This is a genomic window from Flavobacterium sp. XS2P24 (assembly GCF_030010285.1).
GTDB lineage: Bacteria > Bacteroidota > Bacteroidia > Flavobacteriales > Flavobacteriaceae > Flavobacterium > Flavobacterium algoritolerans.
The window spans coordinates 36,344-55,015 of the sequence record NZ_JASCRU010000019.1 but is presented as its reverse complement, the minus strand read 5'-3'; the positions used below and the strand labels follow the sequence as shown (position 1 = coordinate 55,015).

General features: G+C 36.2%; 14 protein-coding genes, 1 pseudogene and 1 riboswitch. Of the genes and pseudogenes, 4 read left to right on the top strand and 11 right to left on the bottom strand.

The annotated features are described in order from the left end of the window. From QLS31_RS12095 to QLS31_RS12080, 4 genes and pseudogenes are all read right to left on the bottom strand, one after another. Positions 1–5,952 (bottom strand): annotated as a pseudogene (locus QLS31_RS12095) (hypothetical protein); the annotation flags it as partial. A gap of 479 nt (positions 5,953–6,431) precedes the next feature. Further along, positions 6,432–6,938 (bottom strand): hypothetical protein, encoded by a 507-nt coding sequence (locus QLS31_RS12090; protein WP_282744069.1) that lies wholly within the window; start codon positions 6,936–6,938, stop codon positions 6,432–6,434. A 217-nt stretch (positions 6,939–7,155) separates the two neighbouring features. Next, complete coding sequence (locus QLS31_RS12085; protein ID WP_282744067.1) at positions 7,156–7,851, bottom strand: hypothetical protein; 696 nt, start codon at positions 7,849–7,851, stop codon at positions 7,156–7,158. A 677-nt stretch (positions 7,852–8,528) separates the two neighbouring features. Continuing rightward, the gene (locus QLS31_RS12080) at positions 8,529–8,963 is read right to left on the bottom strand and encodes an IS30 family transposase (protein WP_282744074.1); all 435 of its coding nucleotides are present in this window, start codon (positions 8,961–8,963) and stop codon (positions 8,529–8,531) included. 546 nt (positions 8,964–9,509) lie between these two features. Here QLS31_RS12080 and QLS31_RS12075 point away from each other — a divergent pair. The 3 genes from QLS31_RS12075 (at position 9,510) to QLS31_RS12065 (ending at position 10,855) form a co-directional block, all read left to right on the top strand. After that, complete coding sequence (locus QLS31_RS12075) at positions 9,510–10,109, top strand: hypothetical protein (protein ID WP_282744066.1); 600 nt, start codon at positions 9,510–9,512, stop codon at positions 10,107–10,109. A 181-nt stretch (positions 10,110–10,290) separates the two neighbouring features. Next, positions 10,291–10,512 (top strand): hypothetical protein, encoded by a 222-nt coding sequence (locus tag QLS31_RS12070; RefSeq protein WP_349238939.1) that lies wholly within the window; start codon positions 10,291–10,293, stop codon positions 10,510–10,512. Continuing rightward, positions 10,430–10,855 carry an ATP-binding protein gene (locus QLS31_RS12065; protein ID WP_349238938.1) on the top strand — a complete coding sequence of 142 codons (426 nt, stop codon included), beginning with the start codon at positions 10,430–10,432 and terminating at the stop codon, positions 10,853–10,855. The genes QLS31_RS12070 and QLS31_RS12065 overlap by 83 nt, the downstream gene beginning before the upstream one ends. Positions 10,856–11,124: 269 nt before the next feature. Here the strand turns inward: QLS31_RS12065 and QLS31_RS12060 are convergent, their stop codons facing one another. From QLS31_RS12060 to QLS31_RS12045, 4 genes are read right to left on the bottom strand one after another with little or no spacing between them, the layout of a single operon-like run. Then, positions 11,125–11,658 (bottom strand): DUF4252 domain-containing protein, encoded by a 534-nt coding sequence (locus tag QLS31_RS12060; protein ID WP_099716045.1) that lies wholly within the window; start codon positions 11,656–11,658, stop codon positions 11,125–11,127. Between the two features lies 1 nt (position 11,659). Further along, entirely contained in the window at positions 11,660–12,235 is a 576-nt protein-coding gene (locus QLS31_RS12055) for a DUF4252 domain-containing protein (RefSeq protein WP_282744065.1), read from the bottom strand. A 60-nt stretch (positions 12,236–12,295) separates the two neighbouring features. After that, entirely contained in the window at positions 12,296–12,781 is a 486-nt protein-coding gene (locus tag QLS31_RS12050) for a hypothetical protein (RefSeq protein ID WP_121341324.1), read from the bottom strand. Next, on the bottom strand, positions 12,768–13,277 hold the full coding sequence (locus QLS31_RS12045; protein WP_282718507.1) for a sigma-70 family RNA polymerase sigma factor: 510 nt from the start codon (positions 13,275–13,277) through the stop codon (positions 12,768–12,770). Before QLS31_RS12045 ends, QLS31_RS12050 begins: the two co-directional genes overlap by 14 nt. Before the next feature lie 120 nt (positions 13,278–13,397). Here QLS31_RS12045 and QLS31_RS12040 point away from each other — a divergent pair, with 120 nt between their 5' ends. Further along, entirely contained in the window at positions 13,398–14,849 is a 1,452-nt protein-coding gene (locus QLS31_RS12040; RefSeq protein ID WP_282744064.1) for a S41 family peptidase, read from the top strand. Positions 14,850–15,001: 152 nt separating this feature from the next. Here the strand turns inward: QLS31_RS12040 and QLS31_RS12035 are convergent, their stop codons facing one another. The 3 genes from QLS31_RS12035 to QLS31_RS12025 form a co-directional block, all read right to left on the bottom strand. Continuing rightward, complete coding sequence (locus tag QLS31_RS12035; RefSeq protein WP_282744063.1) at positions 15,002–16,912, bottom strand: TonB-dependent receptor; 1,911 nt, start codon at positions 16,910–16,912, stop codon at positions 15,002–15,004. 75 nt (positions 16,913–16,987) lie between these two features. Continuing rightward, positions 16,988–17,252, bottom strand: a riboswitch (cobalamin riboswitch). Between the two features lie 46 nt (positions 17,253–17,298). Beyond that, positions 17,299–17,835, bottom strand: coding sequence for an alpha-ribazole phosphatase (cobC, locus tag QLS31_RS12030; RefSeq protein WP_282744062.1), 537 nt, complete (start codon positions 17,833–17,835; stop codon positions 17,299–17,301). After that, the gene (locus QLS31_RS12025; RefSeq protein WP_282744061.1) at positions 17,820–18,626 is read right to left on the bottom strand and encodes an adenosylcobinamide-GDP ribazoletransferase; all 807 of its coding nucleotides are present in this window, start codon (positions 18,624–18,626) and stop codon (positions 17,820–17,822) included. The genes cobC and QLS31_RS12025 overlap by 16 nt, the downstream gene beginning before the upstream one ends. Positions 18,627–18,672 lie beyond the last annotated feature (46 nt).

Sequence of the window (18,672 nt, the reverse complement as noted above, 5' to 3'; positions counted from 1 at the left end):
TGCAACTATGGCATTGGCAACGACAACCGTTACGCTGGCTTGATCACAATTGGCAGGGCTTGCGCCTACTTCGCAGATTTCATACACTACCGTGTACGTACCACTTGGGGTGTTCGCAGCTAATGTTAAATTGCCGTCAATATCAATACTTAATGGCCCTGTAGTAATTGGTGTTACATCGGAGTTAGCAACTGTCACTACAATAGTATTTAAAGTATCATTATTTATAACACTTAATATAATCTTAGGTGTTGTCGCTGTAGCTACAAATGTTGGACCATCGCTTACAGCATCAATTACAGCATCAATTACATCAACCGGTACTGGGGTACTGGTTGACGTGTTGTTGGCCGGGGTTGGGTCGGTTTCATTAGCTGCTATTGTTGCTGTATTGGCATAGCTTCCCGTAGCATTTACTGTGGCAACTATTGATAAGGTGGCACTTGCTCCATTGGCTAAACTGCCAATGTCCCAAACTCCTGTTCCGCTGGTATACGTTCCTGCTGCTGTTGTCGCACTTACAAACGTATAGCCCGATGGCAACAAATCTGTAACATTAACACCTGTGGCTGCACTTGGTCCTGCATTGCTCGCTGTTAAAGTAAAAGTAACTGTGTCGCCTACATTTGGTGTTGCATTGTTTACCGTTTTAGCTACGCTCACATTGGATTGTGTTGCTACCACTGGAGTTGGGGTACTGGTTGACGTGTTGTTGGCCGGGGTTGGGTCGGTTTCATTAGCTGCTATTGTTGCTGTATTGGCATAACTTCCCGTAGCATTTACTGTGGCAACTATTGATAAGGTGGCACTTGCTCCATTGGCTAAACTGCCAATGTCCCAAACTCCTGTTCCGCTGGTATACGTTCCTGCTGCTGTTGTCACACTTACAAACGTATAGCCCGATGGTAACAAATCTGCAACATTAACACCTGTGGCTGCACTTGGTCCTGCATTGCTCGCTGTTAAAGTAAAAGTAACTGTGTCGCCTACATTTGGTGTTGCATTGTTTACCGTTTTAGCTACGCTCACATTGGATTGTGTTGCTACCACTGGAGTTGGGGTACTTGTTGACGTATTGTTGGCCGGGGTTGGGTCGGTTTCATTAGCTGCTATTGTTGCTGTATTGGCATAACTTCCCGTAGCATTTACTGTGGCAACTATTGATAAGGTGGCACTTGCTCCATTGGCTAAACTGCCAATGGCCCAAACTCCTGTTCCGCTTGTATATGTTCCTGTTGCAGTTGTTGAACTTACATAAGTATAACCCGATGGCAACAAATCGTTAACCGCTACTCCGCTAGCTGCACTTGGTCCTGCATTGCTCGCGGTTAAAGTAAAGGTAACTGTGTCTCCTACATTTGGCATGGCATTATCTACTGTTTTAGCGATGCTCACATTGGATTGTGTTGCTACCACTGGAGTTGGGGTACTTGTTGACGTATTGTTGGCCGGGGTTGGGTCGGTTTCATTAGCTGCTATTGTTGCTGTATTGGCATAACTTCCCGTAGCATTTACTGTGGCAACTATTGATAAGGTGGCACTTGCTCCATTGGCTAAACTGCCAATGGCCCAAACTCCTGTTCCGCTTGTATATGTTCCTGTTGCAGTTGTTGAACTTACATAAGTATAACCCGATGGCAACAAATCGTTAACCGCTACTCCGCTAGCTGCACTTGGTCCTGCATTGCTCGCGGTTAAAGTAAAGGTAACTGTGTCTCCTACATTTGGCATGGCATTATCTACTGTTTTAGCGATGCTCACATTGGATTGTGGAACCGGTACTGGGGTACTGGTTGACGCATTATTTCCTGGGGTTGAATCTACTTCGTTGGCTGCTATTGTTGCTGTATTGGCATAGCTTCCCGTAGCATTTACTGTGGCTACTATTGATAAGGTGGCACTTGCTCCATTGGCTAAACTGCCAATAGCCCAAACTCCTGTTCCGCTTGTATATATTCCTGTTGCAGTTGTTGAACTTACATAAGTATAGCCTGCCGGTAGCAGGTCTGTTACCGATACGCCTGTTGCTGCACTTGGTCCTGCGTTGTTGGCCGTTAGCGTAAAAGTGACATTGTCTCCTACATTTGGTGTGGCGCTACTTGAGGTTTTAGTAATGCCAACATTCGATTGTGGAACCGGTACAGGTGTACTAGTTGACGTATTATTCCCTGGGGTTGGATCAGCTTCGTTGGCTGAGATAGTGGCCGTATTGGCATAACTTCCTGTTGCGTTTACGGTAGCTGTTATGCTTAAAGTTGCACTTGATCCATTGGATAAACTGCCAATGACCCAAACTCCTGTTCCGCTTGTATATGTTCCTGTTGCAGTTGTTGAACTTACATAAGTATAGCCTAATGGTAACAAATCATTGACTGTTACTCCAGTGGATGCACTTGATCCTGCATTAGAAGCCGTTAACGTAAAGGTAACATTGTCTCCTACATTTGGTGTTGTATTATTTACCGTTTTAGAAACACTCACATTCGCTTGTGGAACCGGTACTGGGGTACTGGTTGACGTATTATTCCCTGGAGCTGGATCAGCTTCGTTGGCTGAGATAGTAGCCATATTGGCATAACTGCCTGTTGCGTTTACGGTAGCAGTTATGCTTAAAGTTGCACTGGCTCCATTGGCTAAACTGCCAATAGACCAAACTCCTGTTCCGCTGGTATACGTTCCTGCTGCTGTTGTCGCACTTACAAACGTATAGCCCGATGGTAACAAATCTGTAACATTAACACCTGTGGCTGCACTTGGTCCTGCATTGCTCGCTGTTAAAGTAAAGGTAACTGTGTCGCCTACATTTGGCATGGCATTATCTACTGTTTTAGCGATGCTCACATTGGATTGTGGAACCGGTACTGGGGTACTGGTTGACGCATTATTTCCTGGGGTTGAATCTACTTCGTTGGCTGCTATTGTTGCTGTATTGGCATAGCTTCCCGTAGCATTTACTGTGGCTACTATTGATAAGGTGGCACTTGCTCCATTGGCTAAACTGCCAATAGCCCAAACTCCTGTTCCGCTTGTATATATTCCTGTTGCAGTTGTTGAACTTACATAAGTATAGCCTGCCGGTAGCAGGTCTGTTACCGATACGCCTGTTGCTGCACTTGGTCCTGCGTTGTTGGCCGTTAGCGTAAAAGTGACATTGTCTCCTACATTTGGTGTGGCGCTACTTGAGGTTTTAGTAATGCCAACATTCGATTGTGGAACCGGTACAGGTGTACTAGTTGACGTATTATTCCCTGGGGTTGGATCAGCTTCGTTGGCTGAGATAGTGGCCGTATTGGCATAACTTCCTGTTGCGTTTACGGTAGCTGTTATGCTTAAAGTTGCACTTGATCCATTGGATAAACTGCCAATGACCCAAACTCCTGTTCCGCTTGTATATGTTCCTGTTGCAGTTGTTGAACTTACATAAGTATAGCCTAATGGTAACAAATCATTGACTGTTACTCCAGTGGATGCACTTGATCCTGCATTAGAAGCCGTTAACGTAAAGGTAACATTGTCTCCTACATTTGGTGTTGTATTATTTACCGTTTTAGAAACACTCACATTCGCTTGTGGAACCGGTACTGGGGTACTGGTTGACGTATTATTCCCTGGAGCTGGATCAGCTTCGTTGGCTGAGATAGTAGCCATATTGGCATAACTGCCTGTTGCGTTTACGGTAGCAGTTATGCTTAAAGTTGCACTGGCTCCATTGGCTAAACTGCCAATAGACCAAACTCCTGTTCCGCTGGTATACGTTCCTGCTGCTGTTGTCGCACTTACAAACGTATAGCCCGATGGTAACAAATCTGTAACATTAACACCTGTGGCTGCACTTGGTCCTGCATTGCTCGCTGTTAAAGTAAAGGTAACTGTGTCGCCTACATTTGGCGTTGCATTGTTTACCGTTTTAGCGATGCTCACATTGGCTTGTGTTGCTACCACTGGAGTTGGAGTACTTGTTGCACTGTTGTTAGCCAGTGTTGGATCTACTTCGTTAGCTGCAATAGTTGCTGTATTAGCATAACTTCCTGTTGCATTGACAGTAGCCGTTATGGTCAAGGTCTGAGAAACCCCATTGACTACTGTCCCAATAGCCCACAAACCAGTTCCACTAGTGTACGTGCCTGTCGTTACTGTTGAGCTTAGATAGGTATAGCCTGTGGGCAATAAATCGTTTACATTGACACTAGTCGCAGTACTTGGCCCTGCATTATTAGCAACAATTGTAAAGATTACATTGCTACCTAAAGCTGGTGTTTCGTTATCTACAGTTTTAGTAACACCCACATTTGATTCGGGTGTTACAACTATAGAAACACCTCCTGTATCTGTAACAATTCCATCAGAAATGACATAATCAAAATTAATTGAACCACTGTAATTTACAGCTGATGAAAAACTAATTGCCCCAGTTGAGGATACAAATATAGTACCATCGGGAACACTAATATTTTGCGCAGTTCCTGGCGTTAATACAATACCATTAATAGAAACAACAGTCAAAGAATCTCCATCTATGTCTGTATCATTTGCTTTCAGATTAAGAACATTTCCTGTCGAATTTACTGTAAATGTATAATTATCATCTACAGCAACTGGAGGATTATCGACAGCAATTGACGCTGTTGCTTTTGAATCATCAGTAGTGCTCAATGTTGTGTCTATTTGCGTGGCACCTACGTTTCCATATGCACTATTCGTATAAGTACCTTTTGTATTGGGAATAGTAGCGCTAAATGTTAAACTAACGCTTCCGCTAGCAGGGATACTAAAATTCGAGCTGTTTCCCCAAACTAAAGATTGCCCAGTTATCGTAGGATTTGTAATTGGCAAACCCCCGAAAGAAGAAGTTCCCGCCACATAAGCAGTTCCTAATGGCATAATATCAGTAATATCGTCTACAAGAAGCGCTTGTGTTGAAGTATTTGTTAATGTAATAGTATATAACCCTGTTCCTCCGCTTGTTAAAATTGGAGTACTCGTAGATTTCGTTAAAGTTAAAAAATTTTGTGCAGAATTTATTGGGGCTAATGCTAAAAAAGCCGCATCCAAAGTTGTGTGCTTTATTTGGGCACCACTACTTATACTTGAAATTGGACTCACAACCGTTGGGGATGATGTTGTGGTTACTGCTCTAAAAGTGAATACTAAAGTATAATCAGTTGAAGTAGTTGATCCTAATACAAATTTTAGCTGGTTACTATAAGAAATATCATCTGCCGTACCAGCTCCATAAGCAAAAGTAAATTGTGAATTAATCAATTCATACGCGGTAGGATTCCAATTCGCAAAAGATGCTGGAGATACTGAAAATATTTTTGCCGCTCCAACCGTACCAGTATTTCCTGTAACAGTCATTGTCATAAGACCTCCCAATGCATTAGATGTTGGTCCTACAATAGAGGTAGCTACTTTATTTGATGCAGCTGAAATTGCTGACTCAACCGATAAAAAAGTCATTGTTGTACCCGTGGCCCCATTTAAAAGAACCCCGCCAGCGCCTGGTTTACCATCGTAAACTTTGATAATATGTGTTTGATCAGTTAATGTAGCGGCAGTTGCCGTTAAATAAAAAAAAGCCGTAGCTGAATTTCCCGCCGATAAAGTACCTAGATTTACTATACTCGATTCATTTGATGCCAAATTAACTGAGGTGGCTTCAACTGCAGACACATCACTAAAATTACTAATTTCTACCCAAAGATCATTTATGATTGATGATCCAACGGGACTAGAAATGGTATAAGATGCATAAGCTGAATTAATAGGTGTTGAGGCACCAAGATCAATGTAAAAAATATCAGTTGATGTTCTTGTGACCACTGGTGGAAGAAAATTTATTGATTTAACCTCATTCTCTTTTATATTTCCAAAGGAAAGAATATGCATACCTAAAAATAAACTCAGAAATTTAAGTTTTAAATTATTAATATTAAAAGTATTTTTTTTCACAATATATGTTTTAAATTGATTGATTTTGAAAGAGCTTTTTTTGTTTAACTAACTTAATTTGCAGTTAAATAAAATAACAAGTCTTATCAAAAGTTTGAATTTTCTTTTGTGTACATCTTAATTTTTTGGAATTAGTAAATTTCCTCACAGTTTATAAATTTAATTGTACCACTATTAACCAACATTAAATTGACAGTGTCTAAAAAGTTAAGTAAATCATCCCCATCCTTTTCGCCATTTGGATTATGACCGCCTGCTTCAACAGAATCTAAGATACCATCATTATCATCATCTAAATCAATAGCATCGTTTTTACCATCAGTATCTTGTAAACAAACCCAATATCTAGGATTAGCGATTGCAAAATTATTTTAATTCATATCAAAATTTTTAAGGAAACTGCTATTTGCATAATTATCGAACTCGATACTTGAAACATCATTAAATTCAAACATTACTCTGCTGGAAGCAGCTCCTGATTAAGTAGCGGTACCGGTGGCATTTAGATCTGGAGGTGTTTTGTCAATGAGTATCCAGGTAGGATCAGCGTATGGTAATATAAATAAATCGTCACAATTATCCAACCCCGTTGGTAACGCAAAACGCCAAGCTGTTGAAGGAACCCCTGCATTAACTAAATAATTCTGAGCAATACCTCCATTATCTGTATCTAATACCCAATTAGAAAATTCATACAACTCCCTATACACTGGCACATCAACTGAAGTAAGCGTTGTGTAAGTAATAACACCCTGCGCAACAAAATTAGCAATAGCAGCTTGCACACTTGGAACCGAAGCATAGCCTGCTTCTACAACAAATGTACCACCTCTAAAATCATTTCCACCTACTGAAAAATCTATGCCTTCTTTTGATTTTGATGGATTAATAGACCATATAACTGGTACTTTCTGAATATCGAGTAAGTTGTAAATCAAACCATACGGCTTTAAACAATTTCCAATTGTCTGAGGAGTTACACCCATATTAATAACTAGAGAACCAGATGCAATAGTCTTTGTCTGAGAAAAAACATGAAATCCTAAAATCAAAAAAAAGAATATTATAAGAAAATGTAATTTTTTTTTCATGAAATCTACCTTTAAGGTTAAAAATTAATTAGTCTGCAAACTCAACAATGTAACAGGTACATTACTAAATAACAAGTCAAACTCGCTTGGAAATAAAAGTGTACCTATCGAATCACCCCATCCTGCAATATGCAAAATTAGGATTATTAACCGGACGATTAAATGTTAAGGTTAAATCAGCCATCCTAACACGCTGATTAGTTGGAATACCTGCTACTCGTAAAGGGGTAGTAATACTTTGAACTTCGATAGCACTATTGTTAGCTACATTAATACCTTGTCCTACAACTGCTCCAGAGGCTGTATAATCAGCATCAGCATGTACTCCAAAAGCATTAAATAAAGGGAAAATTGGAGAAACTGCATTGGCATAACCAAAAACTACACTAGCATTAGGAGTTATGCCAACATAATTATACTGCTGATTTGATAATGTTGCCGTTACATTTAAGGCTGGATTATATGTTGCAAATGTTGTTCCAGTTGGATTGTTAGTCTTATTTCTAAACCTAATAACAGAAAAAATAACCGGACCGTTTCCTGTTGGGTTTTCATTACCTGACGCAAATTCTAAAGCTGCATTTTGTCCAAAAACTAAACTACTAGTTAATATTAAAAAGAAGGACAGATACAATTTGAAACTTGTGTTAAAAGACAAAATCAACTTTTGAAAACTTAAACTGGTTGCAGTGGTAGCATTATTATTACAAAACCTTTGGCGAAAACTTTCCTGAGAGAACAGTAGCAATGTTAAATTTAAGAAAATCACATAAGACAATTGGAAACATCCTTTAGTAAGGTTGCGCATACGCTATATTTATTATATTAATATTACCCGTTGGGTGCAATCAAACAATTTAATTCCACCCAACGGGTTAAAGATAATGTTATTATTCATGATCAATAACTGAAAAGCATCTTATTTCAATAGAAATCGAAACTACTGTCTATTTTAATAACTTAGTTAGGTTTCTAATGAAATTTTTCTTTTATATACATTACAAAACCGTTAACGGTTTTGTAATGTATATAAAAAAAAGATTTTCATATTTGAGAGCGAAGTTCACAAAAAAAAACTTAAAAAACAACCCCCCCATAAAAAAACAACCAAATAAAAACATGGAAAAACTATTATACTTCAAGCTATTTAATTGATTTGGCACAAGCAAAATGAATTGTTTGAGAAAAAACAAAACTAACTCAAAAAAAAATCACACTCAGAAAACTAGTACCGATTTATATCTTGTTAAAAGTATTTTTAATAACTCATATTAATTAACACTCATTTGATCTACTTGTACCCCGTTAAGAAGACCTTAATCAAACATAAAATTAATATTAACCCGTTGGGTGTAATTATTTGAAGCTAAATAAATCGACTAAACATTAATTAAAACACTAAAATTCAGCATCTTGAAGTCGAAAAACAAACCAATATTGATGTCAAATATAGTAAAATTATTACAGAGTTTTAGAAGGCTAGATTCAAGTTATAAATGCAACTTTTTGGTTAAACATATAATTTGGTGTTTCAAACTTAAATCTTTTTCTCGGACGGTAATTTAATTTTTCTTGTATTTCTATAATTCTTTCGATGGTTATTTCTTCAAAAGATGTCGATTTAGGTATATACTGCCTTATAAGTCCATTTAGATTTTCATTAGCCCCGCGTTCCCAAAGACTGTAAGAATTTACAAAATAGAAGTCAATTTCTAATACTATTGCTATTTCGTTATGCATTGCAAATTCTTTCCCATTATCGGATGTTATTGTAAACAAATAGGGCTTCCAGTTCTCTAATAATTCAATGACCGCTTGTTTAACTAATTCGCTTTCTTTTGCTTTTATTTTTTTTATCCTCAATATCCCGGTGGCTCTATCGTTTATAGTCACAATAGCTCCTTTGTGGTTCTTACCTATTTGTGGTTCTTACCTATTATAGTATCTATTGGAAAAACCAGTCAAATTGACCACTAGTTCCGAAGCAAACTGACCACCTAATTTCGGGGTAAATTGATTATTAAAAACTACTGACTTTTTCATGTTGTTAGCACCATACATTCTTTAAAAATACGCATTATGGCAAACAAAATAACAGACATGAGTAAAATTAGAAAAGTAATTAAATTCTATTGTGACGGAAAGAGTAAGTTATTTATAAGTAGCTACTTATCCCTTTCCAGAAATACGATAAAGAAGTATATCTCTTTATTTGAAGTCCTCGGATTAAGCTTCAATTGCAATTAATGAAAAACAGATGCAGAACTAGAATTTTTGTTTTCACAGACTACCGTGGGAGCAATATATTGCCCTAAATCCTAATGGTTACAGAAGCTCGCAATTTGGATATCATTATAAAATATGGAGCTAACGAGTCAATCCAGTGATGCATATGAATCACAAAGCGGGTAATAAAATGTATGTGGATTATGCTGGAAAAACACTCTCCATCATTGATAAAGACACGTGAGAAATCAAAGAAGTACAGTTTTTTTTGTAGCCATATTGGGAGCCAGTCAATGCACCTATGCCGAAGCTTCAATGAGCCAGAAAAAAAAAGATTTTATGACTTCGGTAGAAAATGCCATGCGTTTTTTTGAAGGCACTCCTGCGGCAATTGTCCCCGATAATTTAAAATCTGCAGTGATAAAAAGCAGTCGTTTTGAACCTACTATCAATGAAACTTTAGCGGATTTAGCCAAGCATTACCAAACTACAATCTTGCCTGCCAGGGCTTATAAACCCCGAGATAAATCATTGGTTGAAGGAGCTGTCAAGATCTTGTATCGAAAGATTTATGTAAATCTAAAAGAAACTAAATTCTTTTCTCTGGAAGAACTAAACCAGCAAGTATGGGATTTATTGGATGTCCATAATAGTCGAAAACTCACAGGCCGTCCTTACTCTCGTGTAGAAGTGTTTTTAGAAGATGAGCAACAAAAACTGCGCCCACAACCACAAGAACGCTTTGAAATCAAATACCAATCCTTTGCAAAGGTAATACAAAACGGGCATGTTCAATTCAGTCAAGACAAAAATTACTATAGCGTTCCGTATCAATATTAAAGAAAAAAACGAAACTGTTGTATACCAAATCAACCGTAGAGATCTATTATAAATACAATCGGATAGCTGTATAATGCTTTTAAAACAGCCATTGAAAATGGAAAAACTGACCATTACACACTCGATCAGTTTGTATCGATGCTTATTTTGATGGGAATGGGATGAAAGACACAATCGGCGTATTTCACGCAGTATCGCCAATGCCCGATTCCATTACAAGTCAAATATTGAAAGTATCAATTTTGACAAAACCCGTAATCTAGATCGCAACATAGTTCTGCCTCTGGTAGAATGTGAATTTGTAGAAAAAAAACGAAAACATCTTAATCACAGGAAGTACTGGTGTAGGCAAAAGCTATTTAGGCACTGCAATTGGTTATCAAGCCTGCATACAGGGTTTTAAGGTAAGCTCTTTTAATACTTCGAAGTTGTTTGCTAAATTAAAAATGGCCAAAGCAGATAGCTCTTACCTGCGCGAACTTGCCAAAATTGAAAGGCAAGACGTCATTATATTGGACGATTTTGGACTGCAAGCATTAGATAGTCACAATCGAATTACCCTTTTGGAGATCATTGAAGACAGACATAATAATGGTTCTATAATTGTGACATCACAAATCCCAGTACAAGGTTGGTATGATATAATTGGCGAAAAAACTATAGCTGATGCAATTTTGGACAGGCTTATACATCAAGCTCACCGACTCGAATTACATGGAGAATCTATGAGAAAGAAAAGAGGATAAACAAAGGGTAATATTTTAAGTATATTTGATTACTAATTAACAGATGAAAAAGAGTAGTTTTTAATAAAAAATGGAGATGGTCAATATCACTGGAATTTGGAATCTTAGTATATCTCAATTGATTTACTTTACAGTTTTACTTTACAGTTTTCCTTATTTTGAGCATTTTTAAATATTATTCCTATGTAACATTTTTAAATTATTTTGTCACAAACAAAAAAAGCGCCTTGACATGCTATCAAGGCGCTTTTTATTGTTTTAGAATACGTTTATTTCATTAACTGCTGCAAAGGCTTCAATTGCTCTAAATCAATATTAGATTGCTGTAAAACGCTCATCATAGTCATAACACTAGTAGGATTCATATCCTTGCCTAAAATCCGAACAACAGCAAAACCATTTTCCTTTTTATTCGCAAAAAAAACAAACTCTTCAATATGCTCATCAGTCCCTACAAAGCTCACCGAAGCACCTTCTTTACCAGAACCAAACTTCATAAGCTGTTGGTATTTTTTGTCTTTTAAAATCAAATTAACTTTGGCACGTTCAATTTCAAATTCCGCTTTATTCTTATCGTTTAATTTGAAAGCCAAAACATTCATCTTGTCAAACGACTTCAAAGCATCACTCTGTGCAATTGACAATTTTGTTTTATCAACGTTCAGAATATTAGGTGACACATCAAGAGCGATAAAATTTTTGTTTTCGGTATTTTCTACAAAATACTTTTGCAAGGTCGGTTCCGAGTTACAGCTCACGAGAAACAAACTCAATAGCAGCGCTAATCCAAAAACTGTTTTCATCTTATTTTTTTCCTTTAGTTGCTTTCTTCAAATCTTCTCCACCAGGAATTTTCATCTTATTGGTAAGAACTGAAATTTCATTCAAATCGAAATTACCTTTCAAAGACATTAAAACCGTATCGTCATTTTTGGCACCTTCAATGAACATAAACAACTCTCTTATTTGAGAATCACTCGCTCCTGATTTTACTAGAATTTTAATACTTCTGCCATCTTCATTCACACGCATCAGTTCTTCTAATCCTGCCGTTTTTATGTATTTATCGGCTATAACTTTCATTTCGCCTTCAATTCTGGCACTTTTAGTGGTAAATACTTTCAAATCATCCAGTTTCTTTATCAAACTCAAGTACTGTTGCGTTTCTTTATCTGAAGCATCCATTTTTACTTTACTCATCAAATCAAACATTTTTTTATTTACAATGATTGATGTTACGCCTTCTTGCCCGTCGAATTTATCAAAAATCGCTTGTGCAAAAAATGTGCTTGAAACTAATGTAAATACTAATGTTAGTATAAACTTTTTACTCTTATTAAAATTACTGTTCATTTTGTTATTATTGATTGTTGATTTCATTTTTTTAAATTGTTATGGTTCAAAATTATTTTTTTGTTTTTTACTGTTTACTCAAGGCAATTAAGAACCACCAGACTGTTTTTTAGTACTAATGAATATTTTGTCTTTTGTGGTTTGGTATTCTTGAATATACAGTACACTTTCTATGCCAACATTTACATTATCTGATAATAATGATAATGCTTTTTGAGTTGCTCTGAAAGCCTCTTCAGGATCATCATACGTTCCTAAATCTTGGCTTTTATTTACAACATCAGCACTATAATAAGCATAGGTTCCTATTCCCAGCAAAACAACAACCGAAGCCGCAATTGATATCCACGCAACATTACGTTTTTTATCCCGAGGCCTCGGGAGTAGTGGAATTTCTGGCGTAAACTGATGCTCTTTTGCAAGAGAGAAATACCCAAATAAAGGTTTGTATTGTTCTAAATGCTGCGCAACATTCGATGAAGAAAAATAATTACGTAATTCATTTTCTTCTGCAATACTGGTTTCTCCCTGAAAGTATTTTTCTAATAAATCTTCTATTTTAACTAATTCCATAATTGTGTGTTTCTGTCATATAATCCCGTATCGTTTTCCTTGCTCTTGAAAGCGCCACCCGAATCGCACTCTCATTCATGTCGAGTATTTTTGCGATTTCTTCAAATTCGTATTGTTCAACATCCCGCATTTGAATAATTAATCTTTGTTGAACGGGTAATTTATTCATTACTTTCTCCACCCAGTTCAAACTGTCCAGGTCTTCCATTTTCTTATCGAGACCCGGTTCTCTATCTACATAATTTGTATGAACGATTTTGAGGTTTCCTGTTCTTTTTGATTTTAGCTGATCCAAACAATAATTTTTGGTCATTGTCATTGCAAATGCTTCTACACTGCTATACTCCGCTAAATTTCCATTTTTACTCCATAATTTGACCAAAACTTCCTGAGTTGCATCTTCGGCTTCTTCAGTACTTACGAGCAATCGCTTGGCCAGCCTAAAAACTTTGTCTTTAAAAGGAGTGACAAGCAACACAAACTCATTTTGGTTCATAAAAAATTAGGTTTTTAAACTGGTTATATAATCTAGACGACTCATTTTTATTTTTGTAACAAAAAACATAAAATAAAACTAAAGTTACTATTTTTACGTTAATTATATTAAAACCTACATATGAGAACAAGTTTCAAATTTACGCTTTTATTATTTATAGCAGTTTTCACTTTCCAAAGCTGTCAAGATAATGATGATGTTGCCCCACCAGCCAGTTTAGACATACAAGATTTTATTTGGAAAGGGATGAACCAATATTACTTATGGCAAGCAGATGTTCCAAATTTATCAGATGATAAATTTGCAGACCAAACTGCATTAAATGCATTTCTAAGAGGATACCCTGTTCCTGAAGAGTTGTTTGACGCGCTTAGAGTTGACAAAACCATAGACCGTTTCAGTTGGATTGTGGATGATTATTTAGAGTTGGAAGGAACACTTCAAGGAACAACTAAAAATAATGGTGTTGATTTTGGTTTAAGCAGAAAGCCTGGAAGCACTACTGAAATATTTGGTTATGTACGTTATATCATTGCAAATTCAGATGCGTCGAACAAGAACATCAAGCGTGGTGATTTTTTTACTGCCGTAAATGGAACTCAGCTTACTTTGAGCAATTATGAATCTCTATTATTTGGTTCAAACGAAACTTACACATTAAATCTGGCAGATTATAACGGAACTACTATTGTTGCCAACGGGAAATCAGTAGAGTTAACAAAAACCGTTTTATCCGAAAATCCAATTTTAATCAACAAAGTAATCACTTCTGGTTCACATAAAATAGGGTATTTGATGTACAATGGTTTTTATGCTAATTATGACACGCAATTGAATGAAGCTTTTGCTTCTTTAAAATCACAAGGAGTTACGGACTTAGTTTTGGATTTACGTTATAACGGAGGTGGTTCTGTGCAAACGGCTACACGTTTAGCGAGTATGATTACCGGACAATTTACTGGACAGGTATTTGCTAAACAACAATGGAATGCTAAAATCAACGCGTATTTCGAAACTAACAATCCCGGAGCTTTAATAAATAATTTTACTGACAAAATTGGGACTACCGCAATAAACAGTTTAAACTTGACTAAAGTCTATATATTGACTACTCAAAGCACAGCATCGGCAAGTGAATTAGTAATCAATGGATTAGAACCTCATATCAATGTAATACAAATTGGTGATGTAACTGTAGGAAAAAATGTTGGGTCAGTTACACTATATGACTCTGCTACTTTTGGTTCCGAAAACAGAAACCCAAATCACAGGTACGCCATGCAGCCAATTGTATTGAAAATTGTGAATTCAACTGGTTTTGGAGATTATTTCAATGGACTACAACCTGATTATTTATTAAAAGAAACAATTAGCACTTATGGCGTTCTTGGAGACACTTCAGAACCTTTATTAAGTACCGCAATAGGAAAAATAACAGGAACAACCAGAATGTTGAAACAAAATACAGGAGTAGATTTTGAGTTTTTTAAAGATGCTAAATCAATCAAAGGAATCCAAAATCAAATGTATATTGACAAAGCTCCAGAAGGACTTTTGAAAGCATTGGAATAATATTAATTTCAAAAATTAAACTAAAAAGAGACTTTCATCACTGAAAGTCTCTTTTTTTTATCATTATAAATCAAAGAATCCGATTTTCTCCAACAAAAAACCCGCTCCAAATTAGGAACGGGAATTAAGACTAAAAACTAAAACATACTCTTTTAGAATAAGAAATTTAAACCTAATTTAAAGTTTCTTCCTCTTGTACTGTATCCGCGACTTTCAACAAAATCTTTATCCAAAATATTATCAACTGCACCAAAAACATTCAATCTGTTTTTGATCAATTCATAACGAGCATTGGCATTTACTAATTGATAGTCTTTCAAAATTTCTGAATTTAAAACAGGATCATAAGTTGGCTCCGGATAAGTCGTGTATTCTAAATATCTGTCTGATACAAACTGATACGCCAGATTAAAAGCAAGGCGTTCTGTTGCTTGCACATCCACAGAAGCATTAGCTTTATGTTTCGGGTTTAGAATGCGAGATTGTTTTTCTAACTCCGTAAAAGTATAATTGGCATTAAATTTTACTTTATCATTAAAAGCATAAGAAATCATTGTTTCAAGACCTTTGGCTTTGTTTTTACCATCTACATTAAAGTATTTATAAGTCATCAAATCAAACCCTATTGCATCTTCTTCTTCTCTTTGAAAAACAACAGCATTTAAAACCACTTTCTTATCTGCCAAACTTACTTCAAAACCAACTTCGGCAGTTGCATCTTTCTCTGGAGATAAATCCAAATCACCATACGGAGAGTACAATTGGTACAAACTTGGAGTAACAAATGCTGTGCTATAAGAAGCTAATACTTTCAATGATTCTGAAAAGCTATACGATGGATTTACGTTATACACTAAATTATTCCCGTATTTGCTATGAATGTTATAACGTGCTCCTGCATTTAAGTTTAATCCAAAACCAGAATTATAAACTGCCGTTACATAAGGATCAATCATATTGAATTTTGCCATATCAGTTGTAATTGCATCATACTCGCTTAAGTTTGACATTTCGTGAAACTGAAATTGTGCTCCTGTAACCACAAATAGCTCAGATGAAATTTCATATTTATTAAAAGCATCAACATCAACACTTCTTGACTTTGCCTGGAATAAAGATCCATAACTAAAGATGTCGCGGTTGATTACGTTTGCACTGGTATTGATTACCAATTCTCCCTTATTGTATTTATATTTTGGAGTAAAACCAACTCTAAATTGCTCCGAAAGACTGAAATTTTTAAGATCATCTGCAAACGAACCTGCATCAAAACCGTTTTTCATTCGATCATAATTTGCAAAGAAATCCAATGATAATTTTTTAGTTGGCGTAAAGCCAATTTTTACCACCGAATTTAATCTTGAAAAATCATCGTTCTCAAATTTAGTATTTGAATTTAATGGTCTTGCCTCAGAAATCCCTGTAGTTTCAGTACTATTCAAAGAAGCAAAATAATTTACTTTTTCAAAACCACCGTTTACAGCAATTCCTTGACTGTAATCTTGTATGCTATAATTTGCATTTTTGGCAGCTGTTTGTGTACCAATATTCACGTATGCATTTCCAGCAATAGCTTTTTTACCTGCTTTTTTAAGTGTAATATTAATCACACCAGTTGCTGCTCCAGAACCGTATAAAGTACTTGAAGCGCCTTTCATAATCTCAATACTTTCAATTTGCTCCACAGGAAGCAATCTCAAATCATACGACAAGCTAATCCCGGAAGCATCTGTTACCGGAACCCCGTCAATCAAAATTAAAACCTGATGATTTCTTCCTCCACGAATGTAAAGTCCCAAATCCTTACCATTACGACTCTGATTCCCATTGATTTCAACACCAGCTACCGTACTTAAAATTGAAGCTACTGATTGTCCTGCTTTTTTCTTCAAATCTGCAGCAGTGATTTTCACGATAACTTTTCCTGATTTTTCTTTTGATAATGCAAATTTCGAATCGGAAACAACAACTTCATCAAGTTGTTTTGGTTCTTGTTCTTGTGCATACGTGTTCATTGCAAATAACAATGCAATCGCACTAAAGCGAATGAATTTTTTGTTCATTTTAAAAATGTAAAATTTAATAAATGGGGAGAAAAGCATAGAATGACCCATACCCAAACCTTTTTTCCCGAAAGTTTGATACTCGATGTAATAGGCAGGTCTCCTGGCTTGCGTCTTGTTGTTTACCTTCTCATTCGCCGCGGTGAACAATGGTTTTGTAGATAACAACAAGCTTGATAGCTTACAGTTGCGGGTACAGCTCAGGATTTTTGATTTAAGATTTAGGATTCTTGATTTAGGATTTAAATCCTGAAATCTGAAATCTAAAACTTGAAATCTATCACCTGATTCCCTTTTAATGTGGTTTGAAAAAAAACAAACCTCAACCTCAATACGGCGGCAAAGATAAAATTATATTAAGTTAATAACCTAAATAATTGCGGATTTTATAATTCAATTTTAATTACAGCTCCAAAATCTACTTTATTCTGAAAAGCGTCTTTCAGCGGTAAATCTGAAATTTTACATAAAAAACTTCGTATCACTCCTGCATGTGCCACAATAATTACTGGTTTTGAATTGGTTGTTTGAAGTTCATTATGCATAAAATCAATTACTCGATTATGCAAATCCGTAAATGATTCTCCATTGGGCACGCGAACATTTACAAAATCTGTCATCCACGGCGTAAAATCATCTGGAGGAATTACATCCCAATTTTTCATTTCCCAATCGCCAAAATTCATTTCCATCAAGCGAGAATCTTCATTTACAGCAGTAATTCCTAAATTGTCTTTGATATAATTTGCCAAAAGAACACAGCGAAGTAAAGGACTGGAATACAATATTGCATCTTGAGGCAATTGACTCAAAACAGACTGAAAAACAGCATCATAAGGCTCCATGATTTTTACATCGGATTGTCCATAACAAATTCCTTTTTCACAAACCGTTTCCGTATGACGTACTAAATAAACTTCCATAATGCAATAACTGATATATAAAAAACCACTTCACAAACCTGTTGGGTTGCTCCCAAACAATCTCCGGTATACCCGTCAATCCATTTCTGAAAATAACGCGCCAAAAAGAATCGGGTCAGAAAAACAGGGATTAAAACCAACAGCATTTGCCACTTATAACAGGATAAAATAACTAATGGAAGCAATCCAAAAAAGAACGCTCCTGCCACTTCTCTCCAAGAATAACTTTGTGCGATTGGTTTGCTTTTGCTGGAAGCGTCCTCACGAGAATATTCATGGGTAAAAACAATTGAAATCGCTGCTAATCGACTGATGGAATGCGCAGAAACAAAGAGTAATAGAATTATAAATTGTGAATTATAAATTATAAATTTAGGATTATCCGAGACATCAATTAATTGAGTCAACCCTTGAAATTTAAGGATTAACAATAGCACTAAACCAATCGCTCCATAAGCACCAATGGCGCTGTCTTTCATAATCATCAGTATTTTTTCTTTGGTCCAACCGCCACCAAAACCATCGCAAACATCAGCAAAACCATCTTCGTGAAAAGCTCCGGTAACTAAAACGGAAGCAATCATAGAGAAGATTACCGCAATTTCAGGAGCAACTAAATAATTAAAAACACAATATACCCCAAAAGCAACGCTACCCACAATCCAACCAATTAATGGAAAATAACGGGACGCTTTATTCAAATAATCCGGATTGTGATCGATATTTTTGGGACACGGAATCCTGGTGTAAAACATTAATGCTGTAAAAAATATGTGTAGTTCTTTTTTCATTTTTGGAATTATTTTTTGTTTTATTTTCCTGTAGAGACGCACTGCA